Annotated in this window: 22 protein-coding genes, 2 pseudogenes and 1 other annotated feature; of the genes and pseudogenes, 13 read left to right on the forward strand and 11 right to left on the reverse strand. The window is 50.2% G+C overall.

From position 1 onward, the window contains the following. The first annotated feature begins 295 nt into the window (after positions 1–295). Positions 296–1,384, forward strand: a complete 1,089-nt coding sequence (gene rfbB, locus HV302_RS09345; RefSeq protein ID WP_200046973.1) for a dTDP-glucose 4,6-dehydratase — start codon at positions 296–298, stop codon at positions 1,382–1,384. 14 nt (positions 1,385–1,398) lie between these two features. Further along, a pseudogene (gene rfbA / locus HV302_RS09350) lies at positions 1,399–2,043 on the forward strand (glucose-1-phosphate thymidylyltransferase RfbA); the annotation flags it as partial. Positions 2,044–2,057: 14 nt separating this feature from the next. On the opposite strand, the gene HV302_RS09355 reads toward rfbA, so the two are convergent. Further along, positions 2,058–2,755, reverse strand: a protein-coding gene (locus HV302_RS09355) for an IS1 family transposase (protein WP_223429336.1) whose coding sequence is annotated in 2 segments (ribosomal slippage) — positions 2,058–2,506 and positions 2,506–2,755 — 699 coding nt in all. Because the reading frame shifts where the segments join, the coding sequence is not laid out codon by codon here. A gap of 55 nt (positions 2,756–2,810) precedes the next feature. Between HV302_RS09355 and HV302_RS09360 the strand changes: the two genes are divergently transcribed. From HV302_RS09360 to ugd, 6 genes are all read left to right on the forward strand, one after another. Further along, on the forward strand, positions 2,811–3,263 hold the full coding sequence (locus tag HV302_RS09360) for a DUF2079 domain-containing protein (RefSeq protein WP_191212339.1): 453 nt from the start codon (positions 2,811–2,813) through the stop codon (positions 3,261–3,263). Between the two features lie 45 nt (positions 3,264–3,308). Next, positions 3,309–4,289: an IS5-like element ISKpn26 family transposase gene (locus HV302_RS09365; RefSeq protein ID WP_000019450.1), complete on the forward strand. Its 981-nt coding sequence runs from the start codon at positions 3,309–3,311 to the stop codon at positions 4,287–4,289. Next, complete coding sequence (locus HV302_RS28225; RefSeq protein ID WP_326928702.1) at positions 4,271–4,450, forward strand: hypothetical protein; 180 nt, start codon at positions 4,271–4,273, stop codon at positions 4,448–4,450. Before HV302_RS09365 ends, HV302_RS28225 begins: the two co-directional genes overlap by 19 nt. Positions 4,451–4,454: 4 nt before the next feature. After that, a complete protein-coding gene (locus tag HV302_RS09370) occupies positions 4,455–5,237 on the forward strand; it encodes a hypothetical protein (RefSeq protein ID WP_326928703.1) in 783 nt (260 codons plus the stop codon). 190 nt (positions 5,238–5,427) lie between these two features. Next, on the forward strand, positions 5,428–6,834 hold the full coding sequence (gene gndA, locus HV302_RS09375; RefSeq protein WP_137379532.1) for an NADP-dependent phosphogluconate dehydrogenase: 1,407 nt from the start codon (positions 5,428–5,430) through the stop codon (positions 6,832–6,834). 235 nt (positions 6,835–7,069) lie between these two features. Continuing rightward, complete coding sequence (gene ugd / locus HV302_RS09380) at positions 7,070–8,236, forward strand: UDP-glucose 6-dehydrogenase (protein ID WP_181627247.1); 1,167 nt, start codon at positions 7,070–7,072, stop codon at positions 8,234–8,236. A gap of 46 nt (positions 8,237–8,282) precedes the next feature. Here ugd and hisIE read toward each other — a convergent pair whose 3' ends face one another. The 9 genes from hisIE to hisL all read right to left on the reverse strand — a co-directional run bounded on the left by hisIE (position 8,283) and on the right by hisL (position 15,513). Next, positions 8,283–8,894 carry a bifunctional phosphoribosyl-AMP cyclohydrolase/phosphoribosyl-ATP diphosphatase HisIE gene (gene hisIE, locus HV302_RS09385; RefSeq protein ID WP_181627248.1) on the reverse strand — a complete coding sequence of 204 codons (612 nt, stop codon included), beginning with the start codon at positions 8,892–8,894 and terminating at the stop codon, positions 8,283–8,285. Then, positions 8,888–9,664 (reverse strand): imidazole glycerol phosphate synthase subunit HisF, encoded by a 777-nt coding sequence (hisF, locus tag HV302_RS09390; RefSeq protein ID WP_019077116.1) that lies wholly within the window; start codon positions 9,662–9,664, stop codon positions 8,888–8,890. The genes hisIE and hisF overlap by 7 nt, the downstream gene beginning before the upstream one ends. Then, positions 9,646–10,383, reverse strand: coding sequence for a 1-(5-phosphoribosyl)-5-[(5-phosphoribosylamino)methylideneamino]imidazole-4-carboxamide isomerase (gene hisA, locus HV302_RS09395; protein ID WP_046275331.1), 738 nt, complete (start codon positions 10,381–10,383; stop codon positions 9,646–9,648). The genes hisF and hisA overlap by 19 nt, the downstream gene beginning before the upstream one ends. Continuing rightward, complete coding sequence (gene hisH, locus HV302_RS09400; RefSeq protein ID WP_181627249.1) at positions 10,383–10,973, reverse strand: imidazole glycerol phosphate synthase subunit HisH; 591 nt, start codon at positions 10,971–10,973, stop codon at positions 10,383–10,385. The genes hisA and hisH overlap by 1 nt, the downstream gene beginning before the upstream one ends. Continuing rightward, positions 10,973–12,040: a bifunctional histidinol-phosphatase/imidazoleglycerol-phosphate dehydratase HisB gene (hisB, locus tag HV302_RS09405; RefSeq protein WP_137380771.1), complete on the reverse strand. Its 1,068-nt coding sequence runs from the start codon at positions 12,038–12,040 to the stop codon at positions 10,973–10,975. Before hisB ends, hisH begins: the two co-directional genes overlap by 1 nt. Further along, positions 12,037–13,116, reverse strand: coding sequence for a histidinol-phosphate transaminase (gene hisC, locus HV302_RS09410; RefSeq protein WP_181627250.1), 1,080 nt, complete (start codon positions 13,114–13,116; stop codon positions 12,037–12,039). The genes hisB and hisC overlap by 4 nt, the downstream gene beginning before the upstream one ends. Then, entirely contained in the window at positions 13,113–14,417 is a 1,305-nt protein-coding gene (gene hisD / locus HV302_RS09415) for a histidinol dehydrogenase (protein ID WP_181627251.1), read from the reverse strand. Before hisD ends, hisC begins: the two co-directional genes overlap by 4 nt. A gap of 5 nt (positions 14,418–14,422) precedes the next feature. Then, positions 14,423–15,322: an ATP phosphoribosyltransferase gene (gene hisG, locus HV302_RS09420; protein ID WP_003834191.1), complete on the reverse strand. Its 900-nt coding sequence runs from the start codon at positions 15,320–15,322 to the stop codon at positions 14,423–14,425. Between the two features lie 45 nt (positions 15,323–15,367). Continuing rightward, positions 15,368–15,490 (reverse strand) — a sequence feature (His leader region). Continuing rightward, a complete protein-coding gene (gene hisL / locus HV302_RS09425; protein WP_100250077.1) occupies positions 15,466–15,513 on the reverse strand; it encodes a his operon leader peptide in 48 nt (15 codons plus the stop codon). It overlaps the preceding feature by 25 nt. Positions 15,514–15,687: 174 nt before the next feature. Between hisL and HV302_RS09430 the strand changes: the two genes are divergently transcribed. The 4 genes and pseudogenes from HV302_RS09430 to plaP all read left to right on the forward strand — a co-directional run bounded on the left by HV302_RS09430 (position 15,688) and on the right by plaP (position 19,113). Then, a complete protein-coding gene (locus tag HV302_RS09430) occupies positions 15,688–16,512 on the forward strand; it encodes an SDR family oxidoreductase (protein ID WP_016156891.1) in 825 nt (274 codons plus the stop codon). Between the two features lie 40 nt (positions 16,513–16,552). Then, positions 16,553–17,537: pseudogene (locus HV302_RS09435) on the forward strand (LysR substrate-binding domain-containing protein). Between the two features lie 162 nt (positions 17,538–17,699). After that, positions 17,700–17,762, forward strand: a complete 63-nt coding sequence (gene yoeI / locus HV302_RS28550; RefSeq protein ID WP_099045591.1) for a membrane protein YoeI — start codon at positions 17,700–17,702, stop codon at positions 17,760–17,762. Then, a complete protein-coding gene (gene plaP / locus HV302_RS09445) occupies positions 17,752–19,113 on the forward strand; it encodes a putrescine/proton symporter PlaP (RefSeq protein ID WP_016153551.1) in 1,362 nt (453 codons plus the stop codon). The genes yoeI and plaP overlap by 11 nt, the downstream gene beginning before the upstream one ends. A gap of 60 nt (positions 19,114–19,173) precedes the next feature. Here the strand turns inward: plaP and sbcB are convergent, their stop codons facing one another. After that, entirely contained in the window at positions 19,174–20,598 is a 1,425-nt protein-coding gene (gene sbcB, locus HV302_RS09450) for an exodeoxyribonuclease I (protein WP_181627252.1), read from the reverse strand. A gap of 397 nt (positions 20,599–20,995) precedes the next feature. On the opposite strand from sbcB, the gene phsA reads away from it, so the two are divergent. Then, positions 20,996–23,269: a thiosulfate reductase PhsA gene (gene phsA, locus HV302_RS09455; RefSeq protein WP_181627253.1), complete on the forward strand. Its 2,274-nt coding sequence runs from the start codon at positions 20,996–20,998 to the stop codon at positions 23,267–23,269. The last annotated feature ends 11 nt before the right edge of the window (positions 23,270–23,280 follow it).

A 23,280-nucleotide genomic window follows, 5' to 3' on the forward strand; every position in this document is an offset into this window, starting at 1 on the left:
TGAATCAACAGTTAATGTTAGTAGTACTTCCCGTTAGCACTTGTCTGAAGGTGATATTTTTTCTTGTTTTCAAGGGCGTTTAAGGGGAGAATATAGGATTAGCATTTTGTGCCAACTCCTATATTAAATTGCTCACCAGTTTCGGCTGGAGAGTTGATAACGTTGTAATTCTTTTCAGTATACTGGTAGCTGTAGAGCCTGGGGCGGTAGCTTGCTTATAATTTTACGCAACACAGTTTGGCTCTGCAGGATGAAGTTTGAATTTAAACATTGCGACGTAATACGGAATAGTCTTGTGAAAATACTCGTCACTGGTGGTGCAGGTTTTATTGGATCTGCAGTTGTTCGTTATATTATTAATAATACTAATGATTATGTGGTAAATGTAGATAAATTGACCTATGCTGGTAATCTAGAATCGTTAGTAGACATTGCTAGTGATCCGCGTTATGCGTTCGAGCGAGCAGACATTTGCGATAGAAATGCCATGGCACGAATTTTCGCTGTGCACCAACCTGATGCGGTCATGCATCTTGCGGCAGAAAGCCATGTTGATCGCTCTATCACAGGTCCAGCGGCATTTATCGAAACAAACATTATCGGTACCTATGTTCTTCTGGAATCGGCCCGTCAGTATTGGTCAGAACTGGACGACTCACGTAAGACCGCATTTCGGTTCCATCATATATCGACCGATGAGGTATACGGTGATTTGCCACATCCTGAGGAAGTAGCGAGCGGAAGCGATTTACCACTGTTTACTGAAAAAACGCCTTATTCCCCAAGTAGCCCTTATTCCTCCTCGAAAGCATCCAGTGATCATTTAGTTCGCGCCTGGCGTCGAACCTACGGTTTACCTACTCTGGTGACGAACTGTTCAAACAACTATGGTCCATATCATTTCCCCGAAAAATTGATCCCTCTTACTATATTGAATGCATTGGCGGGTAAGTCGTTGCCAGTTTATGGGAATGGTGAACAAATTCGCGACTGGTTGTTTGTAGAAGATCATGCACGTGCCTTATATAAAGTAGTGTCTGAAGGGAAGGTTGGCGAGACTTACAATATTGGTGGCCACAACGAACGTAAAAATATAGACGTTGTAAAGACTATTTGTAGTATTCTCGATGAAATTATTACGGATAAACCTGCGGGAATTAATCACTATGCAGATCTCATTACCTATGTAACCGATCGCCCAGGGCATGATCTGCGCTATGCGATTGATGCCAGCAAAATTCAAAATGATCTCGGCTGGATACCGCAAGAAACATTCGAATCAGGCATTCGTAAAACGGTACACTGGTATTTAAATAATAGAGATTGGTGGCAGAGAATAATGGATGGCTCTTATACAGGCGAGCGCCTGGGATCGGTAGAATAAGAAAGGAAAGAATGATGAAAGGTATTGTACTTGCAGGTGGTTCCGGAACTCGCCTTTATCCAATAACCCAAGGCGTATCAAAACAACTGTTGCCTGTTTATGATAAGCCAATGATTTTTTACCCTATTTCCGTACTGATGTTGGCGGGTATTCGTGAGATTTTAGTAATTACTACACCCGATGATATGCCATCATTCAAACGTTTGTTAGGCGATGGTTCACAGTTTGGAATCAGTTTATCCTACGAAGTTCAGCCTTCTCCAGATGGTTTGGCACAGGCCTTTATTATTGGTGAAGAATTTATCAATAATGAGCCATGCGCGCTTGTGCTAGGAGATAATATTTACTTCGGTCAAAGCTTTGGTAAAAAACTTGAAACTGCAGCACAGCTTACGAGCGGCGCGATGGTATTTGGTTATCAGGTCTTGGATCCTGAACGTTTTGGCGTTGTTGAATTTGATGAAAACTACACGGCATTATCGATTGAAGAGAAGCCACTAAAACCAAAATCAAACTGGGCGGTGACCGGACTCTATTTCTATGACAGCCATGTGGTGGAAATGGCAAAGCAGGTTAAGCCTTCCAGACGTGGTGAACTTGAAATTACAACCCTGAATAAAATGTATCTGGAGAAAGGAAATCTCCAGGTAGAATTGTTGGTAATGACTCCAACTTACTGATAGTGTTTTATGTTCAGATAATGCCCGATGACCTTGTCATGCAGCTCCACCGATTTTGAGAACGACAGTGACTTCCGTCCCAGCCTTGCCAGATGTTGTCTCAGATTCAGGTTATGTCGCTCAATGCGCTGAGTGTAACGCTTGCTGATTACGTGCAGCTTTCCCTTCAGGCGGGATTCATACAGCGGCCAGCCATCCGTCATCCATACCACGACCTCAAAGGCCGACAGCAGGCTCAGAAGACGCTCCAGTGTGGCCAGAGTGCGTTCACCGAAGACGTGCGCCACAACCGTCCTCCGTATCCTGTCATACGCGTAAAACAGCCAGCGCTGACGTGATTTAGCACCGACGTAGCCCCACTGTTCGTCCATTTCCGCGCAGACGATGACGTCACTGCCCGGCTGTATGCGCGAGGTTACCGACTGCGGCCTGAGTTTTTTAAGTGACGTAAAATCGTGTTGAGGCCAACGCCCATAATGCGGGCGGTTGCCCGGCATCCAACGCCATTCATGGCCATATCAATGATTTTCTGGTGCGTACCGGGTTGAGAAGCGGTGTAAGTGAACTGCAGTTGCCATGTTTTACGGCAGTGAGAGCAGAGATAGCGCTGATGTCCGGCAGTGCTTTTGCCGTTACGCACCACCCCGTCAGTAGCTGAACAGGAGGGACAGCTGATAGAAACAGAAGCCACTGGAGCACCTCAAAAACACCATCATACACTAAATCAGTAAGTTGGCAGCATCACCATGCTTGTGAATAGCAAGCCAGAAAGCGACTTTGAAACAATTTTTCAGACTGCAGGTATGTATGCTGATGGTACGATTAACACCTTTAATGTTGGACCTGGCGGTTATTATGATATATGGGCATATCAATCGGTATATACTTTATACCAAGCATTAGTTCTTTATCTATACCACTCGATTGATGCTTTGAAGCTTTTGAATGTTTTTTTCATGGCAGGTTCTTCTGTGATGATATACAAAATATGCAGCACGATCTTTTCTCATAAAATCGCCTTTGTTACTGCATGTTTGTACTCACTATATCCGGAAATGATTTTTTATTCTCCGTTGCTATCAAATCAGCACTTATCTACTTTTTTTGTTTTACTTGGCATTTATTTCCTCCTTAAAAATAATTACATCTCGTTAGTTTTCTCAGGTATTTTTTTAGGGAAGGTGCGAACAAGTTCCTGATATGAGATCATCATATTCATCCGGAGCGCATCCCAGAGGGACATCATGAGCCATCAACTCACCTTCGCCGATAGTGAATTCAGCACTAAGCGCCGTCAGACCCGAAAAGAGATTTTCCTCTCCCGCATGGAGCAGATTCTGCCATGGCAGAATATGACCGCTGTCATCGAGCCGTTTTATCCCAAGGCGGGCAATGGCCGACGGCCCTATCCGCTGGAGACCATGCTGCGTATTCACTGCATGCAGCATTGGTACAACCTGAGCGACGGTGCCATGGAAGATGCCCTGTACGAAATCGCCTCCATGCGCCTGTTTGCCCGATTATCCCTGGATAGCGCCCTGCCGGATCGCACCACCATCATGAATTTCCGCCACCTGCTCGAGCAGCATCAACTGGCCCGTCAATTGTTCAAGACCATCAATCGCTGGCTGGCCGAAGCAGGCGTCATGATGACCCAAGGCACTTTGGTGGATGCCACCATCATTGAGGCACCCAGCTCTACCAAGAACAAAGAGCAGCAACGCGATCCGGAGATGCATCAGACCAAGAAAGGCAATCAGTGGCACTTTGGCATGAAGGCCCACATTGGTGTCGATGCCAAGAGTGGCCTGACCCACAGCCTGGTCACCACCGCGGCCAACGAGCATGACCTCAATCAGCTGGGTAATCTGCTTCATGGAGAGGAGCAATTTGTCTCAGCCGATGCCGGCTACCAAGGAGCGCCACAGCGCGAGGAGCTGGCCGAGGTGGATGTGGACTGGCTGATCGCCGAGCGTCCCGGCAGGGTAAAAACCTTGAAGCAGCATCCGCGCAAGAACAAAACGGCCATCAACATCGAATACATGAAAGCCAGCATCCGTGCCAGGGTGGAGCACCCGTTTCGCATCATCAAGCGGCAGTTCGGCTTCGTGAAAGCCAGATACAAGGGGCTGCTGAAAAACGATAACCAACTGGCGATGTTATTCACCCTGGCCAACCTGTTTCGGGTGGACCAAATGATACGTCAGTGGGAGAGATCTCAGTAAAAACCGGAAATAACGCCAGAAATGGTGGAAAAAATAGCCTAAATAGGCTGATTCGATGTGTTTGCGGGAAAAAAATCGGCCCAGATCCGCGAAATTTTAATCAGCGAGTCAGCTTGGGAAGAAATGACCTGCTTATTCGCACCTTCCTTAGCGTTGGCTGATCTAATGCGACCAGAAATCATTATTGTCTTAGTTGCAGCTTTTTTTTGTTTGATTGTTGGATGTGTTCGTTATGACCGAAACAATGTGATAAGGGAATTTTCAAAATTTAGTATAGTTCTTTTTATTTATATCATCATTCATTTACTGACCAGTTCCGTAATCAAATTATCCGGTGTTAATCAATATGGAATTGATAACAGAAACCCTGAATGGAAATTTATGGTTGGTCTTGATAAAGAACATCTTGGCGCGTGGAATACTTCTCATGTTAATATTTTAGCGATGGAAGATGCCTCAGAACGAAAAAAAGAAATTATTGATTATGTTAAGGCAACGTACAAAACCCCTCAGGATGTGGCGAGTTTTGTGTTTGATAAGCAATCTTTCATGTGGTCCTCACCAAGCCCAGTTTATTTTACATTTAATGATGGTGAACTTACCAGGACGGTGAAGTTATTCGGAAAAGAACATTACATGAACGATTTAGTTAATATTTTCATTTCTGTTGACAAGATTTACTACACATTTATACTTGGTTTGTTTTTAATCAGTGTAGCTGATGTATTTCTCTCAATGATTAGAGGTGTTCAACCTTCAAGAGAGTTATATTTTTTTATGATGGTGTGTTTGGTTAATTTCATGATTTATCTTCTTATTGAAGTTCAACCGCGCTATAAGTATTTTGTCATGCCCTTTGTTTTCATTGTTGCGGCCCAAGGTTTAACTCGTTTAAATAAGTTGTGGGTTGGAAGATTAAAAACGCTCACATTAAAAGTCGTCCATTAAAGTGAGCCGTTTTCGATACCAAATAATAATAGCAATTTACTGAATACGTAAATATTGTACTGTTTTCAAAGGTAAGTATCTTCAGTATTTAATGCTACTATCGTAAGCGATTCTTCTGGGTTAACATATTGTTCACTAAAGTCCTGCAGTAAGAGTCTACAGGGCGAACCGCACCTGACAGGAGTACATAATGTCTAAGCAACAAATCGGCGTCGTTGGTATGGCTGTGATGGGGCGCAATCTGGCGCTCAACATCGAAAGCCGTGGTTATACCGTGTCCGTTTTCAACCGCTCGCGTGAAAAAACGGAAGAGGTTATCGCCGAGAATCCGGGGAAAAAACTGGTTCCTTACTATACGGTAAAAGAGTTTGTTGAATCCCTTGAAACGCCTCGTCGTATCCTGTTAATGGTGAAAGCAGGCGCTGGCACTGATGCTGCTATCGACTCCCTGAAGCCATATCTGGATAAAGGTGACATCATTATTGATGGCGGTAATACGTTCTTCCAGGACACTATCCGTCGTAACCGTGAGCTCTCAGCTGAAGGATTTAACTTCATCGGTACCGGCGTCTCCGGTGGCGAAGAAGGTGCGCTGAAGGGACCATCTATTATGCCTGGTGGCCAGAAAGAAGCTTACGAGCTGGTTGCCCCAATCCTGACCAAAATCGCCGCTGTTGCAGAAGATGGTGAACCGTGTGTGACGTATATCGGTGCCGACGGTGCTGGTCACTATGTGAAGATGGTACACAACGGTATTGAGTACGGTGATATGCAACTGATTGCTGAAGCCTACTCATTGTTGAAAGGTGGTTTGAGCCTAAGCAACGAAGAACTGGCTAGCACCTTCACCGAGTGGAATAACGGCGAACTGAGTAGCTACCTGATCGATATCACCAAAGATATCTTCACTAAAAAAGATGAAGATGGTAAATTTTTGGTGGATTTTATCCTGGATGAAGCGGCGAACAAAGGTACGGGTAAATGGACCAGCCAGAGCTCCCTGGATCTCGGTGAACCACTGTCTCTGATTACTGAGTCTGTGTTTGCACGTTACATCTCTTCACTGAAAGATCAGCGTGTTGCTGCCTCTAAAGTCCTGTCCGGTCCTAAAACTCAGCTTGCGGGTGATAAGGCAGAATTTATTGAGAAAGTACGTCGTGCGCTGTACCTCGGTAAGATCGTGTCTTATGCTCAGGGCTTCTCACAGCTGCGTGCCGCATCTGACGAGCATAATTGGGATCTGAACTACGGCGAGATTGCAAAAATCTTCCGTGCGGGCTGCATCATCCGCGCGCAGTTCCTGCAGAAAATCACCGATGCCTATGCTAAAAACCCTGGTATCGCAAACCTGCTGCTCGACCCGTACTTCAAGAACATTGCCGATGAATACCAACAGGCGCTACGTGATGTTGTTGCGTATGCTGTGCAGAATGGTATCCCGGTACCGACATTCTCTGCTGCTGTCGCTTATTACGACAGCTATCGTGCAGAGGTGCTCCCTGCAAACCTGATTCAGGCCCAGCGTGACTACTTCGGTGCGCATACTTATAAACGTACTGATAAAGAAGGTGTCTTCCATACTGAATGGATGGAATAAGTCTTCTGACGTTCACTGGCCCGGTTTTTTGACCGGGCTTTTTTTTATCCCAAATCTTATTGATTTAAGTTGATTGCTTAATCTTTACTTAATATTTCTAGCGTACTCTGATAAAGAAAATCTGAATTGTTTTAACCTTCGTTGACACAACATTCAACAAAACGTTAAAACATTATTCTCTTATCAGGATGTACGACATCATGATTAAATATTAAGATAATACTGAGAGCATGAAATGAAAATCACCATTTCTGGTACCGGATATGTTGGCCTGTCAAATGGTCTTCTTATCGCCCAACATCATCAGGTCATTGCTCTGGACATAGTTCCTTCCCGTGTCGAGATGCTAAATAATCGGATATCTCCGATAGTTGATCAAGAAATTGAACAGTATCTGCAATCAAAAGATATAACATTCAAAGCTACGCTGGATAAGAACGAAGCTTATCAGAACGCAGAATTTGTCATTATTGCTACCCCAACAGATTACGATCCCAAAACTAATTATTTCGATACTAGCAGCGTCGAGTCAGTTATACAGGATGTTATTAAAATAAATCCAGATGCAGTAATGGTAATAAAATCGACGGTTCCTGTCGGTTTTACTCAATCGATGCGTCAAAAGTATAGCTCAGACAATATCATCTTTTCCCCAGAATTCCTGCGAGAGGGTAAAGCGCTATATGACAATTTGTACCCTTCACGCATTGTAATTGGTGAACGATCTTCCCGTGCAGAAACGTTTGCTGCACTGCTACAGGAAGGGGCTCTGAAGAAAGATATTCCGACCCTATTTACCGACTCAACCGAAGCCGAAGCTATCAAGCTCTTTGCAAATACCTATCTGGCGATGCGTGTTGCCTATTTTAACGAACTTGATAGCTATGCAGAAACTCTGGGGCTTAATGCTCGACAGATCATCGAAGGGGTTTGTCTGGACCCGCGTATTGGTAACCATTACAACAATCCCTCATTCGGTTACGGTGGATACTGTCTGCCAAAAGACACTAAGCAATTACTCGCTAACTATAAATCTGTACCAAATAATATTATTTCAGCAATCGTTGATGCTAACCGGACGCGAAAAGACTTTATTGCTGATGCAATTATTTCACGAAAGCCAAAGGTCGTCGGTATTTACCGATTGATTATGAAAAGTGGCTCAGATAATTTCCGGGCATCGTCTATCCAGGGTATTATGAAGCGTATTAAAGCGAAAGGTATCCCGGTCATAATCTATGAGCCTGTATTGCCAGATGATAGTTTTTTCAATTCGCGGGTTGAGCGTGATCTGACTAAATTTAAAAGCGAGTCCGATGTTATAATCTCTAACCGGATGGCCGAAGAACTGTTGGATGTAGCCGATAAAGTCTATACCAGAGATTTATTCGGAAATGATTAAACACTCAGTTAAATAAAGATACCGGCATCGTGCCGGTATCTGTCTATTACTGATGTCTTTTGCGTAAATTATCAATCACCGTCGTCAGGTCGAGGTCCTGATCCTGCAGCAGAACCAGCAGGTGATACATCAGATCAGAGGCTTCATTGGTCAGTTCGAAACGATCGTTCACGGTTGCGGCCAGCGCGGTCTCTACGCCTTCTTCGCCTACCTTCTGGGCAATACGTTTAGTGCCGCTGGCATACAGCTTCGCGGTGTAGGAGCTTGCCGGGTCAGCGGTTTTACGTTCGGCCAGTAGTTGCTCCAGTTGATACAGGAACAGCCACTGGTGGCTGGCATCGCCAAAGCAGCTTGAGGTGCCTTTATGGCAGGTCGGGCCAATCGGGTTAACCAGCACCAGCAGGGTGTCGTTGTCGCAGTCGGGCGCGATGCTCACCACGTTCAGGAAGTGACCGGAGGTTTCACCCTTGGTCCACAGGCGCTGTTTGGTCCGCGAGAAAAAGGTCACTTTGCCGCTTTCAAGCGTTTTATCCAGTGCTTCCGGGCTCATATAACCCAGCATTAGTACCTCACCGGAAACCGCATGCTGCACGATGACTGGCATCAGTCCGTCGGTTTTTTCCCAGTCCAGCTCGCGGCATTGTTGCTTCGTTAACATATCCTGATCTCCACGCCCTGTGTTGCCAGGTACGCTTTTAATTCGCCAATATTAATAATTTGCTTGTGAAAGACGGAGGCGGCAAGCGCGCCGTCAACGTCTGCGTCCCGGAATGCTTCAAGGAAGTGTTCCATGGTGCCCGCGCCGCCGGAGGCAATCAGCGGTACATGGCAAACGTCGCGCACTTTTTTCAGTTGCTCCAGATCGTAGCCGTTACGCACGCCGTCCTGGTTCATCATGTTCAGGACGATTTCGCCTGCGCCGCGTTTTTGTACTTCCTGCACCCAGTCCAGCGTTTCCCACTGCGTGACGCGGGTACGGCTTTCATCCCCGGTATATTGATTAACATGATATTTGCCGGTTTCGGCGTCATACCAGGTATCAATACCCACCACGATACACTGCACGCCAAAGCGGTCAGCCAGACGAGTGATAAGCTCCGGTTCGGCCAGCGCCGGGGAGTTGATAGAGATTTTATCCGCCCCGAAGGAGAGGATGCGCGCCGCATCGTCGATGGATTTAATGCCACCGGCAACGCAGAACGGAATATCGATCACTTCTGCCACGCGAGATACCCAGCTTTTATCCACTACGCGGCCATCGCTGGAGGCGGTGATATCGTAGAACACCAGTTCATCTGCGCCTTCATCGGCATAGCGTTTTGCCAGCGGGACAATGTCGCCAATAATCTCGTGATTGCGAAACTGGACGCCTTTTACCACCTGCCCATCACGAACGTCCAGACAAGGAATTATGCGTTTTGCCAGCATTGAATGGCCTCCTCAACGGTGAACTTACCTTCCAGCAGGGCGCGTCCGACGATCACGCCGCGTACGCCGGTTCCACGCAGGGCTGCTACGTCCTCGATCCCGCCAATGCCGCCAGATGACTGGAATGCTACCTGCGGATATTTGGCGCACACTTCTTCATAAAGCGCGACGTTTGAGCCAGCCAGCGTGCCGTCGCGGGAGATATCGGTGCACAGCACGTGCTTCAGGCCGACGGGTAAATAGGTCTCAACCAGTTCTTCCAGAGAAACCCCGGAATCTTCCTGCCAGCCGCTAACCGCTACCTGTTTATTACCGCGCTCGTCAATACGAACGTCCAGCGCCAGCACCAGCGCGTCGGCGCCAAAACGGGCAAACCAGCCCTTGACTACCTCGGGGGATTTTACTGCCGTCGAACCTACCACCACGCGCGCCACGCCTGCGTCAAGCAGCGCCGCAACGTCCGCTTCAGTACGCACGCCACCGCCAACCTGTACCGGAACATTGACACCAGCGACCAGCGTTTTAATCAGCGGGATCTGCCGCTGCGCCGGGTCTTTCGCGCCAGTTAAATCAACCAGGTGCAGTACTTCGGCACCCTGAGCTGCGTAATCCTGTAAACGGGGGAGAGGATCGTTGCCATAATCACGTTGCGTTGCGTAATCGCCCTGATGAAGACGCACCACCGTGCCGTCGATTAAATCTAATGCCGGAATAATCATTACATCTCCAGAAAGTTTTTCAGCAACTGCGCCCCAGCCGCGCCCGAGCGTTCAGGGTGAAACTGCACGCCAAAGAAATTGTCCTTTTGTACTGCCGCGGTTAATGGTTCGCCGTAATGGCACTGGGCGATGGTCCACGGGTTCACCGGCATAGCATAGCTGTGTACAAAGTAGAAATACGCGCCATCTTCAATGCCCTGGAACAGACGATTTCCCGCCTGCGGATAGACGCGATTCCAGCCCATATGCGGCAGCGGCAGACCGAAATCGGTCATCTTCGGAACGTCCTGCTCAATAATGCCCAGCAGAGAGACACCGTTACTCTCTTCGCTGCGGCGGCCAAGCAGTTGCATGCCTAAACAGATCCCCAGTACCGGTTGCGTACAAGCTTTAATCAGTTCAATCAGTTCACGCTCGTGCAACTGGTCCATAGCCGCCTGGGCGGTACCGACGCCCGGCAGAAACAGTTTATCGGCACGCAGCACCACGTCCGGGTCACGGCTGACAACCGGGTAGTATCCATGGCGCGCGACGGCGGATTTCACCGAGTGCAGATTGGCGCAGCCGGTATCAAGGATCACCACGTTCATTACAGCACTCCTTTTGAGGAGGGCAGCGTATCGCCTTCTACGCGAATAGCCTGACGCAGCGTACGACCAAAGGCTTTAAACAGGCTCTCCACACGGTGGTGGTCATTTTTCCCTTTGGTTTTCAGGTGCAAGGTGACACCCATGGTGTAAGAGAGTGAACGGAAGAAGTGTTCAATCATCTCTGTGCTCAGATCGCCAACGCGCTGGTAGGTAAACTCCGCGCGGTATTCCAGGTGCGGACGCCCCGAGATATCCAGCGCGCAACGTGCCAGGCACTCGTCCATCGGCAGCACAAAACCAAAACGGTTGATACCGCGTTTATCGCCTAATGCCAGCTTTAAGGCTTCACCCAGCGCCAGACCGGTATCTTCAACGGTGTGGTGATCGTCAATATACAGATCGCCTTTGACGGCAATCTCCATGCGAAAACCGCCGTGGGTGGCGATTTGATCCAGCATGTGGTCAAAGAAGCCAACGCCGGTATTGATTTTGCTACGGCCTTCGCGGTCCAGCCAGACTTTGACGTCAATCTGCGTCTCTTTGGTATTGCGCTCAACGTGCGCGTAGCGATCTCGCTTGGTCAACTGCTCGCCGATCATCGCCCAGTTCAGGGTGTCACGGTGGTAGCATAATCCGCTAATGCCCATGTTTTCTGCGAGCTGAATATCGGTCGCCCGATCACCAATGACGTAGCTGTTTGCCACATCCATGGCCTGTTCAACCAGATACTGCTCAACCAGTTTCACTTTTGGCTTACGGCAATCACACGCGTCCGCTGGCAGGTGCGGGCAGATCAGCACCTCATCGAATGCTACGCCCTGAGAGGTGAATATTTGCATCATCAGGTTATGCGGACCGTCAAAATCGGCCTGCGGGAAGCTCTGCGTACCGAGTCCATCCTGGTTAGTAATCATCACCAGCTTAAAGCCGGCTTTTTGCAGCTTCAGCAAAACGGGAACGACGTCCGGCTCGAAGGCGAGTTTGTCAAAGCGATCGACCTGAAAGTCACTTGGCGGTTCTGAAATCAGGGTTCCATCACGGTCAATAAAAAGATACTTCTGGCTCATACTTGCTCCGCACGTAAGGCGTCAATGACGCGCTGGCTCTCTTCGCGGGTTCCGACAGTAATTCGCAGGCAGCCGCTTAACGAAGGTTGTTTATTCTGATCTCGTAAGATAATGCCCTGATCCCACAAAGATTTAAATACGCTGCTTGATGCGGTGAAGCGCGCCAGAATATAGTTGGTTTCGGAGTCGAAAACCTGCTCTACACTGCGAATGGTTTTCAGATTCTCCACCAGATACTGACGCTCTTGCAGGATCTGCTCTACGCGTTGGCGCATGGCGGAAATCCCTTGTGGCGTCAGCGCCTGGGCGGCAATATCCGCTACCGGGGTAGAAAGCGGGTAGGGAGCAATCACCTTTAACAGCAGATTGATAACCTCTTCATTCGCCAGCGTAAATCCGCAGCGTAAACCGGCGAGAGCAAACGCTTTGGACAGCGTGCGTAATACTGCCAGATGCGGATACTCAGACAGCCAGCCTGCCAGCGTAGCCTGCGGACAAAACTCAATATAGGCCTCATCAGCGACCACGATGGCTTTACCCTGCGTCATTTCGAGCAGTGAACGTAGGTCCTGCGGATTTATCAGCTGGCCGGTTGGGTTATTGGGGCTGCATACGTAGACCACTTTCACGCCATCAAGCTTGTCCGCGATGCCTTGTAAATCCAGCTGCCAGTTATCCAGGGTCGGGACGGTGCGGCATTCAACGCCAATCGTTTCGGCGCTGACGCTGTACATGCCGTAAGTCGGCGGACAGTAGAGAATGGCATCTTTACCGGGTTCGCAAAAAGCGCGCACCAGCAGTTCGATCCCTTCATCTGCACCGCGGCTGACCAGCACCTGCTCTGGTTTGACGCCAGCATACTGCGCGTAATTCTCAATTACGGTTTTCGGCTGACACTCTGGATAGCGGTTCAGCGTCTGCTGGCGTAGCTGGAACTCAACGGCGGTTGGGTACTCATTCGCGTTGAGCCAGACGTCCCCGTTACCGCCAAGACGACGGGCAGACTGATAGGGCGTTAACTCGCGAACATTCTTACGGGCTAAATCAGTGACGCTGAGAAAGTTGTCAGTGCTCATGCTTGCTCCTTCAGGGCGTTAACGCGCAGGGTGACGGCATTTTTGTGGGCAGTCAGTCGTTCAGCCGCGGCCAGTGTTTCAATGGTGGAGGCCAGGGTAGAGAAACCTTGGGGAGTTAATTCCTGTACCGTCATCCGTTTCTGGAAATCAGCCAGCCCAAGGCTTGAGCAGGTTGCGGTATAGCCGTAGGTCGGAAGAACGTGGTTGGTGCCGGAAGCATAGTCGCCAGCCGACTCAGGAGACCAGTCACCCAGGAAGACCGAACCAGCGCTGGTGATATCGTCAACCAGTTCACGCGCGTTACGGGTCTGAATAATCAGGTGCTCCGGGCCGTAGGCGTTAGAGATGGCCACGCATTGCTCAAGGTCTCTGGCGACGATCAGTCGACTGGCGGCGAGCGCCTGACGTGCGGTGTCGGCGCGGGAAAGCTCGGCAAGCTGGCGTTCAACGGCTTTAGCCACGCCTTCGGCCAGCGTAGCGTCTGGCGTCAGCAGGATAACCTGCGAGTCGGGGCCGTGTTCGGCCTGAGAGAGCAGGTCGGAAGCAACAAAGTCAGGCGTCGCGCCGCTGTCGGCAATAACCAGCACTTCAGACGGGCCCGCAGGCATGTCGATAGCCGCGCCGTCAAGACGTTGGCTGACCTGACGTTTGGCTTCGGTCACATACGCATTGCCTGGCCCGAAAATTTTATCGACCTTAGGAATAGACTCGGTACCCAGCGCCAGCGCGGCAATGGCCTGCGCGCCGCCCACGTTGAACACCTCTTTTACGCCACACAGTTGCGCGGCGTAGAGGATTTCATCGGCAATCGGCGGCGGTGAGCAGAGCACCACTTTTTTGCAGCCAGCGATACGCGCCGGGGTCGCCAGCATTAATACGGTCGAGAAGAGCGGTGCCGATCCCCCAGGAATATACAGCCCTACGGAGGCGATAGGGCGAGTAATCTGCTGGCAGCGCACGCCAGGCTGAGTTTCAATATCCACCGGCGGCAGAATTTGCGCGGTGTGAAACGCATCAATATTACGCACCGCCGCCTGCATGGCTTGTTTCAGCTCGTCGCTCAGGCGGCTACTGGCTTGCTGAATTTCTTCTTCGGTGACGCGCAGCGCGCCGACCTCGGTTTTGTCAAACTTAGCACTGTATTCACGCAGCGCCCAGTCGCCGTTATTTTTGACGTTCTCAAGAATCTCAGCCACCGTGCGGCTGATGCTTTCAGAGGCGGATATCGCCGGGCGCATCAGCAGTTCGCGCTGCTGCTCGGGGCTACAGCTATTCCAGTCGATCAGGGTATTGAAGCTCATGGCTATTACTCCATCATCTTCTCAATCGGCAGCACCAGAATGGAGCTGGCGCCGAGTGCTTTCAGTTTTTCCATCGTTTCCCAGAACAGGGTTTCGCTGCTGACCATGTGCATGGCTACGCGCTGTTGGTCACCTGCCAGTGGCAGAATGGTAGGGCGCTCAGCGCCTGGCAGCAGGGCGATGACTTCGTCCAGACGTTCGCTCGGTGCGTGCATCATGATGTATTTTGATTCACGTGCCTGAATAACCCCCTGAATACGGGTCAGCAGTTTGTCGATCAGTTGTTGCTTGGCTTCGGCCATTTCGCCGTCGCGCTGAATCAGGCAGGCTTTAGAGCGGTAAATCACTTCTACTTCACGCAGACCGTTGGCTTCAAGCGTGGCTCCGGTTGACACCAGATCGCAAATCGCATCAGCCAGACCTGCGCGGGGAGCGACTTCTACAGAGCCGTTTAACAGACAGGATTTAAACGACACCCCTTTTTGATCAAGATAACGTTTAAGCAGGTGTGGGTAAGAGGTAGCGATACGCTTACCGTTCAGCGCTGCCGGGCCATCCCAGGCTTCATCAACCGGGGTAGCCAGCGAAAGACGGCAGCCGCCGAAGTCCAGACGACGCAGGGTAAAATAGCGCGGATCTTCACCCTGGGCCCGGCGGTTGAGCAGTTCCTCTTCGAGAACGTTTTCCCCGATGATGCCGAGATCTACGACGCCGTCCATCACCAGACCCGGGATATCATCATCACGCACGCGCAGAATATCGATCGGCATATTCTCAGCCATCGCGATCAGGCGCTGGGTGTGAAGATTAATTTTAATGCCGCAACGAGCCAGCAATTCGCGTGAATCATCGCTTAAACGACCTGATTTCTGCATAGCTATGCGTAAACGGGTGTTATCTAACATTCTTTATTCCTCGTTATCCTGTCTGAATCAGTTTGGGTCACGCACAAAAAAAAGCCCCCGGAAGAAATCTTCCGGGGGCTTTCTCATACGCTCATGCACCGCTGGAAGATTTAAATGTCTCCCAGCACACATCGCCTGAAAGACTAGTCAGGATGATGGTGATGATGGTGTTTAAATTGAGCGCGTGTCATAAATTTTCTCGATGAATGTTTATTCATTTGATGTCTTTTAACCTAAACCACTTTAGCTACGGAAAGCAAGGGCTTTTTTTGATCATTAATTCATTTCATATTGATACTATGAATTGTCAGCCACTGTGGGCTAGCGTAGCCTTGCGTTATAGGCCAAAAGTCAGGAGAGAAGGCATGAAAAAGGTCGCAATTGTCGGTTTAGGTTGGTTAGGCATGCCGTTAGCTATGTCGCTGGCGGCGAGAGGCTGGCAGGTTACCGGCAGCAAAACCACATTGGATGGGGTGGAAGCGGCCCGCATGAGTGGTATAGAGAGCTACTCGCTGCGCCTGGAGCCTGAACTGGTCTGTGAGACAGACGATCTTGACGCACTGATGGACGCCGACGCGCTGGTTATTACGCTACCTGCGCGCCGTAGCGGTCCGGGGGAGACATTTTACCTGCAGGCTATGCAGGAGCTGGTCGACAGTGCGCTGGCGTACCGTATCCCGCGGATTATTTTTACCAGTTCGACGTCGGTCTATGGCGATGCACAAGGCATCGTGAAAGAAGGGACTCCGCGTAACCCGGTCACGGCAAGTGGTCGCGTTTTGAAAGAACTTGAAGACTGGTTGCACAATTTACCCGGCACTTCGGTGGATATTTTGCGCCTGGCCGGACTTGTCGGCCCGGGAAGACATCCTGGTCGTTTTTTCGCTGGCAAGACGGCGCCAGATGGACACCATGGCGTCAATCTGGTGCATCTGGATGATGTGGTTTCCGCCATCTCTTTGCTGCTGCAAGCGCCAAAAGGGGGACACATCTATAATATATGTGCGCCTATGCATCCGGCGCGCAATGTGTTCTATCCACAGATGGCCCGCCAGTTGGGGATGGAGCCGCCGGAATTTCGTGGCAATGAGGATAACGGTAAAGGTAAAGTCATTGATGGCAACCGTATTTGTAACGAGCTTGGGTTTGAGTACCAGTATCCTGACCCGCTGGTGATGCCGATGGAGTGACAGACCAGCAGAGTGCCGCTGATACCGCCAGGGGGCGAGTATGAAACCACTGCTGGACGTTCTTATCATCCTCGATGCGTTGGAAAAAGAGGGCAGTTTCGCAGCGGCGTCGGCAAAATTGTTTAAGACGCCGTCTGCGCTTAGCTACACCGTCCATAAGCTGGAAAGCGATCTTAATATTCAGCTACTCGATCGCAGCGGACATCGGGCTAAGTTTACCCGTACCGGGCAGATGCTGCTGGAAAAGGGGCGGGAGGTGTTGCACACCGTCCGCGAACTCGAAAAGCAGGCGATTAAACTTCACGAAGGCTGGGAGAATGAACTGGTTATTGGCGTAGATGATACGTTTCCCTTTTCGCTGCTGGCCCCACTCATCGAATCTTTCTATCAACACCACAGTGTGACGCGCCTGAAATTTATCAATGGCGTGCTGGGCGGCTCCTGGGATGCCCTCACTCAGGGGCGGGCGGATATTATTGTTGGCGCCACGCATGAGCCGCCTGCCGCGAGCGAATTTGGCTTTGCGCAGCTAGGGGTTCTGGAGCAGGTGTTTGTGGTTGCGTCGCATCATCCGCTGGCGCAGGAACAGGAGCCGTTGAATCGTCGCACTATTCGGCGTTTTCGCGCGATTGTGGTGGGCGACAATGCACAGCATGCCAACGTCTCCGGCTCCCAGGTGCTTGACGATCAGGAAGCCATCACCGTTTTTGACTTCAAAACCAAGCTGGAACTGCAAATCAGTGGTCTGGGATGCGGCTATATTCCGCGCTATCTGGCGCAGCGATTTCTGGAGAGTGGCGCTCTGATTGAGAAAAAGGTGGTCGCACAAATTATCTTTGAACCCGTGTGGATAGGTTGGAATGAACAGACTGCCGGGTTGGCCAGTGCCTGGTGGCGGGATGAGATTTTAGCAAATAGTGCTATTGCGGGGGTGTATGTTAAAACGGCTGCTGATAAATCAATCAGTTAAGAAAAAATATTCTTTTGTAGTAGCTTCAATCTCTTGTTATTTCTCTCCAAATTAGTGCAAAATACGCCGCTTGCAAAAAATGACATTAACCGACGTTTTAATACGCGTCGGTTATTTTTTTGCATCAAACCAATCATTCATAAAAGAGGCCGGGCTTCGTACCGGATAGATACTTACTTAAAAATCGACAGTTGTTGTCGCTGAGGATTAACAAAAAATGGGGCAATTTTTTGCTTACGCGACGGTTTTCGCCGTAATGGGGGATAACCATGTCGCATAACGCTACTCCAAACACCTCTCGCGTGGAATTACGTAAAACGCTTACGCTGGTTCCGGTTGTCATGATGGGCCTTGCCTATATGCAGCCGATGACGCTGTTCGATACATTCGGTATCGTATCAGGAATGACCGATGGTCACGTCCCGACAGCTTACGCCTTTGCACTGATCGCCATCCTCTTTACCGCACTGAGCTACGGTAAACTGGTGCGTCGCTATCCGTCTGCAGGCTCTGCCTACACTTACGCCCAGAAATCCATTAGCCCGACCGTTGGCTTTATGGTGGGTTGGTCATCACTGCTGGACTACCTGTTCGCACCGATGATCAACATTCTGTTGGCGAAAATTTATTTTGAAGCTCTGGTGCCGTCGATACCGTCATGGATATTCGTGGTGGCGCTGGTGGCCTTTATGACCGCCTTTAACCTGCGCAGCCTGAAATCTGTTGCGAATTTCAACACCGTCATCGTGTTGTTGCAGGTGGTGCTGATTGCAGTGATCCTCGGCATGGTCGTTTATGGCGTGTTCGAAGGGGAAGGTGCCGGTACGCTGGCGAGCAGCCGTCCGTTCTGGTCAGGTGATGCGCATGTGATCCCGATGATCACGGGAGCTACTATCCTGTGCTTCTCGTTCACCGGTTTTGACGGTATCAGCAACCTGTCTGAAGAGACCAAAGACGCTGAACGTGTGATCCCGCGGGCGATTTTCCTGACCGCGCTGATTGGTGGCCTGATCTTTATCGTCTCCACCTATCTGTTGCAGCTGTACTTCCCGGATATCTCACGCTTCAAGGATCCGGACGCTTCGCAGCCGGAAATCATGCTGTATGTCGCTGGTAAGTTCTTCCAGGTTGGCGCGCTGATTTTCTCTACCATTACCGTACTGGCTTCAGGTATGGCGGCGCATGCAGGCGTAGCGCGTCTGATGTATGTGATGGGACGTGACGGTGTGTTCCCGAAAAGTTTCTTCGGTTATGTCCACCCGAAATGGCGTACTCCGTCCATGAACATCATTCTGGTTGGTGCGATTGCTCTGCTGGCAATTAACTTCGACCTGGTGATGGCGACGGCGCTGATTAACTTCGGTGCGCTGGTGGCGTTTACCTTCGTTAACCTGTCGGTGATCTCCCAGTTCTGGATCCGTGAGAAGCGTAACAAGACGCTGAAAGACCACTTCCAGTATCTGTTCCTGCCAATGTGCGGTGCGCTGACCGTTGGTGCGCTGTGGGTGAACCTGGAAGAGAGCTCAATGGTTCTGGGTCTGATCTGGGCCGCTATTGGTCTGATTTACCTGGCTTGCGTGACCAAAAGCTTCCGTAACCCGGTGCCACAGTACGACGAAGATATCGCGTAATAGCTGTATTTAGATAAAAAAAACCGGAGACATGTTCTCCGGTTTTTTTATACGTGGGAGTTATACAATCTCTTGCGCATACTGCCAGAGTGACTTCAGCAGCATCAGTTTCTCTTTGTTATCTGCATATTGCTGGCTCAGCATCTGCAATTCATTGGCGTAATTTTGCAAAAACTCTGGTGTGAATATTTGACGACGATGGTCCAGCCAGCGCTGCTGTTCGGCTTCATCCAGCGTTCCAGGGAAGTTACGTGCGCGGTAGTTAAACAGCAGCTTTTCAATGCGCTTATCGACAAAGGAGATATCCAGCGCCGGTAAATTGCGCGGCTCAGTTTCCAGGACGATTTTCATTGCGGCACGGTCGGCATCGCTGAAAAAACCATTGTACAACTGTGCGTCTACGTTATCTGATGGCGTAAAGGGTTCCGCATCGGCGAAGATGGCCACCACTTTGTCGCGAACCTGCGGGTTTTCGCGCAGTATTTTGAGATTATCCAAACAATGCTGGCGGTTAATGCCAAGGCGATCGGCATCTTCCGGGCGCAAGGTATTTGCCTGTGCCAGTACCGGGCATTTGTTGATGTGCACCAGTTTGACCGGCACGACTGGGTTATCTCCCAGATCAGCCTTAGCAGTGTAGAGCCGCTCACGCAGCGCGTCGCTGTCCAGTTCGAGCAGCGGTGAAATATCACCGGCTAAGTCGACCATAATCACCGCGTTGCGATTCTCAGGATGCCAGGCTAATGGCGCCACCCAACTGGTGTTGCCGCGCCATGCGCCGAACATCCCCGAAACATGGACCAGCGGCTTCATTTGCGGGACATCAATCAGTGCGGCCAGCTTGTGCTTATTGCGATGGCTGTAGAGATAATCAAACAGGCGCGGCTGGCGCGACTTCACTAATTGCGCCATGGCAATTGTGGCGTATACATCGGCCATCGCATCGTGGGCATTGGCATGTTCAATACCGTTGGCTTTGGTCAAATGCTCCAGGCGAAAGCTGGGTAAGCCGTCGTCGTTTTCCGGCCAGTTAATTCCTTCGGGACGCAGGGCATAACAGGCGCGCATCACATCCAGCAGATCCCAGCGTGAATTATCGTTCTGCCAGCTCCAGGCGTAGGGATCGTAGAAATTGCGATACAGGATGTTGCGCGTCACTTCATCATCGAAGCGCACGTTGTTATAGCCCAGGATACAGGTTTTCGGCACGGTGAACAGGGCGTGGATGCGCGCAGCAAAGGCGGCTTCATTTTCTCCTTTTTCACGCGCTTCCTGCGGTGTGATACCGGTTATCAGCACCGCCTCAGGCTGCGGCAGATAGTCGTCTGCGGGTTTGCAATAAAAGACTTCAGGTTCACCGATAATGTTGAAATCGCTATCTGTGCGGATAGCCGCAAATTGCGCGGGTCTGTCCAGCGCCGGATGGGTACCAAAGGTCTCGTAATCGTGAAAGAGAAAACCAGGTTGCTGCTTGCCGTCATTCATTGTTCAGTTATGTCCGGGATCAATTTAGCGCTCGTCCAAGAATACCAAAAAATAGCGAGGTAATCAGCAAAGCGATTATCAATGCTGAATGATGTACGCAATAAAATTGAGATGAACAGGCTTTAATAGAATTGATTAATAAATTTTGCACTGTTAAGGGAAATTACTGGAATAAATTTTCTGAAATCTATGAGCTGATAAATAATATAAATGAGAACCATTATTGTTATTTAGTGCTGATTTGTTGTGTTCTGGAAATTTTAAAATTCTTTTATAAACAATGGGTTTTTATTTTGGCGGTTAGCTGCTCTATATTCTAATGAAATGTGAGTGAGGTTAAAAATTAATAATTTAAACACCATATAATAATTGGATATATCTAATAACAGGAGGTTATATGAGCATTAGTCGGCGTAATTTTTTGCGAGGAGTGGGTATCGGTTGCTCGGCCTGCGCGATAGGCAGTTTTCCGCCTGGCGCACTGGCGCGAAATTCTCCAGAGAGCATTAAGGGGAAAACATCCCTGACGCCAAGCTTGTGCGAAATGTGTTCTTATCGTTGCCCAATACAGGCACAGGTAATTAATAACAAGACGGTTTTTATTCAGGGGAACCCTAATGCGCCTCAACAAGGCACGCGTGTCTGCGCGCGCGGAGGCAGTGGTGTTAGCCTGGTCAACGACCCGCACCGTATTGTCAAACCCATGAAACGCACAGGGCCTCGCGGCAGCGGAGAATGGCAGGTTATTAGTTGGGAACAGGCTTACAAAGAAATTGCCGAAAAAATGACGGCAATAAAAGCGCAGCATGGTCCTCAGGGGGTCGTATTCTCTTCCAAATCCGGTTCGCTTTCGGGTCATTTATTTCAGTTGGCAACGGCGTTTGGATCGCCAAACACCTTTACGCATGCGTCGACATGCCCTGCCGGAAAATCGATTGCCGCCAAAGTGATGATGGGCGGCGATTTGGCTATGGATATCGCCAATACCCGTTATATGGTCTCTTTTGGCCACAATCTCTATGAAGGTATTGAGGTTGCCGAAACGCATGAACTGATGACCGCGCAGGAAAAGGGCGCAAAAATGGTCAGCTTCGATCCCCGTTTGTCAGTTTTCTCCAGCAAGGCGGATGAATGGCATGCGCTCAAGCCGGGCGGCGACTTGCCGGTGTTAATGGCCATGTGTCACGTCATGATTAATGAACATCTGTATGACGCGGACTTCGTTGCACGCTACACCACAGGGTTTGACCAACTGGCCGAAGCGGTACAAGAGACCACGCCGGAATGGGCGCAAAAGCAGGCTGACGTGCCTGCTGATGTTATTGTTCGGGTCACCCGCGAAATGGCCGCCTGTGCGCCTCATGCTATCGTCAGCCCTGGCCATCGCGCGACGTTTTCGCAAGAAGAAATTGATATGCGGCGTATGATTTTCACCCTCAATGCGCTGCTGGGAAATATTGAGCGTGAAGGGGGCTTGTACCAGAAAAAAGCCGCGGCAACCTACAATAAGCTGGCCGGAGAGAAGGTCGCTCCGGTGCTGGCAAAACCTGATGCCAAATTGCCCAAGCCAACGGCGCAGCGCATCGATTTGGTTGCCCCACAATTCAAGTACATCGCGGCGGGCGGCGGCGTGGTGCAAAGCATCATCGATGCCGTGTTAAACCAGACGCCGTATCCGGTGAAGGGATGGATTATGTCCCGCCACAATACTTTCCAAACAGTGACCTGTCGGCCTGATCTGGTCAAAACCGTCGAACAACTCGATCTGGTGGTCAGTTGCGATGTCTATTTAAGCGAAAGCGCGGCATATGCCGATTATCTGTTACCCGAATGCACCTACCTTGAACGTGATGAAGAAGTCTCTGACATGTCGGGCCTGAATCCGGCCTATGCCCTGCGCCAGCAGGTTGTAGAGCCGATTGGGGATGCGCGTCCGAGCTGGCAAATCTGGAAAGAGCTGGCCGTGCAGTTAGGCCTTGGGCAGTTCTACCCCTGGCAGGATATGCAGACACGGCAGCTGTACCAGCTTAATGGCGATCATGCGCTGTCCGCTGAACTGCGTCAGAAAGGATATCTGGAGTGGGGGATTCCGCTGCTGCTGCGGGAACCTGAAGTAGTGCGTCAGTTTGTGGCGCGTTATCCGGGCGCAGTGGCGGTTGACGGCGATGGTACCTATGGCGAGCAACTGCGCTTTAAATCCCCGTCTGGAAAAATTGAACTCTACTCTGAAGAGCTGGAAGCACTTTTGCCTGGCTACGGTATTCCGCGCGCCCGCAATTTTGCCCTCAAAGGCGACAATGAACTCTATTTTATTCAGGGAAAAGTGGCGGTGCATACCAACGGCGCGACGCAATATGTACCACTGCTGAGTGAGCTGATGTGGGATAACGCGGTGTGGATCCACCCGCAAACGGCCCGTGAAAAAGGCATCAAAAACGGCGATGAGATTTGGCTGGAAAATGCGACCGGTAAGGAAAAAGGCAAAGCGCTGGTTACTGCCGGAATACGACCCGATACGCTGTTCGTTTATATGGGATTTGGCGCCAAGGCGGGAGCTAAAACCGCGGCGACGACGCACGGTATTCACTGCGGTAATTTGCTTCCGCATGTTACCAGTCCGGTTTCCGGTACGGTGGTGCACACCGCTGGCGTCACGCTTCGTCGGGCATGAGAAAGGAGAAC

This window comes from Citrobacter sp. RHBSTW-00859, from assembly GCF_013729795.1.
Taxonomy (GTDB): domain Bacteria; phylum Pseudomonadota; class Gammaproteobacteria; order Enterobacterales; family Enterobacteriaceae; genus Citrobacter; species Citrobacter braakii.

Coding starts and splice junctions, on each gene's coding strand:
- HV302_RS09360 (WP_191212339.1), top strand. CDS start 2,811: ATGCTTGTGAATAGCAAGCCAGAAAGCGACTTTGAAACAATTTTTCAG.
- HV302_RS09365 (WP_000019450.1), top strand. CDS start 3,309: ATGAGCCATCAACTCACCTTCGCCGATAGTGAATTCAGCACTAAGCGC.
- HV302_RS09370 (WP_326928703.1), top strand. CDS start 4,455: ATGCGACCAGAAATCATTATTGTCTTAGTTGCAGCTTTTTTTTGTTTG.
- gndA (WP_137379532.1), top strand. CDS start 5,428: ATGTCTAAGCAACAAATCGGCGTCGTTGGTATGGCTGTGATGGGGCGC.
- ugd (WP_181627247.1), top strand. CDS start 7,070: ATGAAAATCACCATTTCTGGTACCGGATATGTTGGCCTGTCAAATGGT.
- hisIE (WP_181627248.1), bottom strand. CDS start 8,894: ATGTTAACGAAGCAACAATGCCGCGAGCTGGACTGGGAAAAAACCGAC.
- hisF (WP_019077116.1), bottom strand. CDS start 9,664: ATGCTGGCAAAACGCATAATTCCTTGTCTGGACGTTCGTGATGGGCAG.
- hisA (WP_046275331.1), bottom strand. CDS start 10,383: ATGATTATTCCGGCATTAGATTTAATCGACGGCACGGTGGTGCGTCTT.
- hisH (WP_181627249.1), bottom strand. CDS start 10,973: ATGAACGTGGTGATCCTTGATACCGGCTGCGCCAATCTGCACTCGGTG.
- hisB (WP_137380771.1), bottom strand. CDS start 12,040: ATGAGCCAGAAGTATCTTTTTATTGACCGTGATGGAACCCTGATTTCA.
- hisC (WP_181627250.1), bottom strand. CDS start 13,116: ATGAGCACTGACAACTTTCTCAGCGTCACTGATTTAGCCCGTAAGAAT.
- hisD (WP_181627251.1), bottom strand. CDS start 14,417: ATGAGCTTCAATACCCTGATCGACTGGAATAGCTGTAGCCCCGAGCAG.
- hisG (WP_003834191.1), bottom strand. CDS start 15,322: ATGTTAGATAACACCCGTTTACGCATAGCTATGCAGAAATCAGGTCGT.
- HV302_RS09430 (WP_016156891.1), top strand. CDS start 15,688: ATGAAAAAGGTCGCAATTGTCGGTTTAGGTTGGTTAGGCATGCCGTTA.
- plaP (WP_016153551.1), top strand. CDS start 17,752: ATGTCGCATAACGCTACTCCAAACACCTCTCGCGTGGAATTACGTAAA.
- sbcB (WP_181627252.1), bottom strand. CDS start 20,598: ATGAATGACGGCAAGCAGCAACCTGGTTTTCTCTTTCACGATTACGAG.
- phsA (WP_181627253.1), top strand. CDS start 20,996: ATGAGCATTAGTCGGCGTAATTTTTTGCGAGGAGTGGGTATCGGTTGC.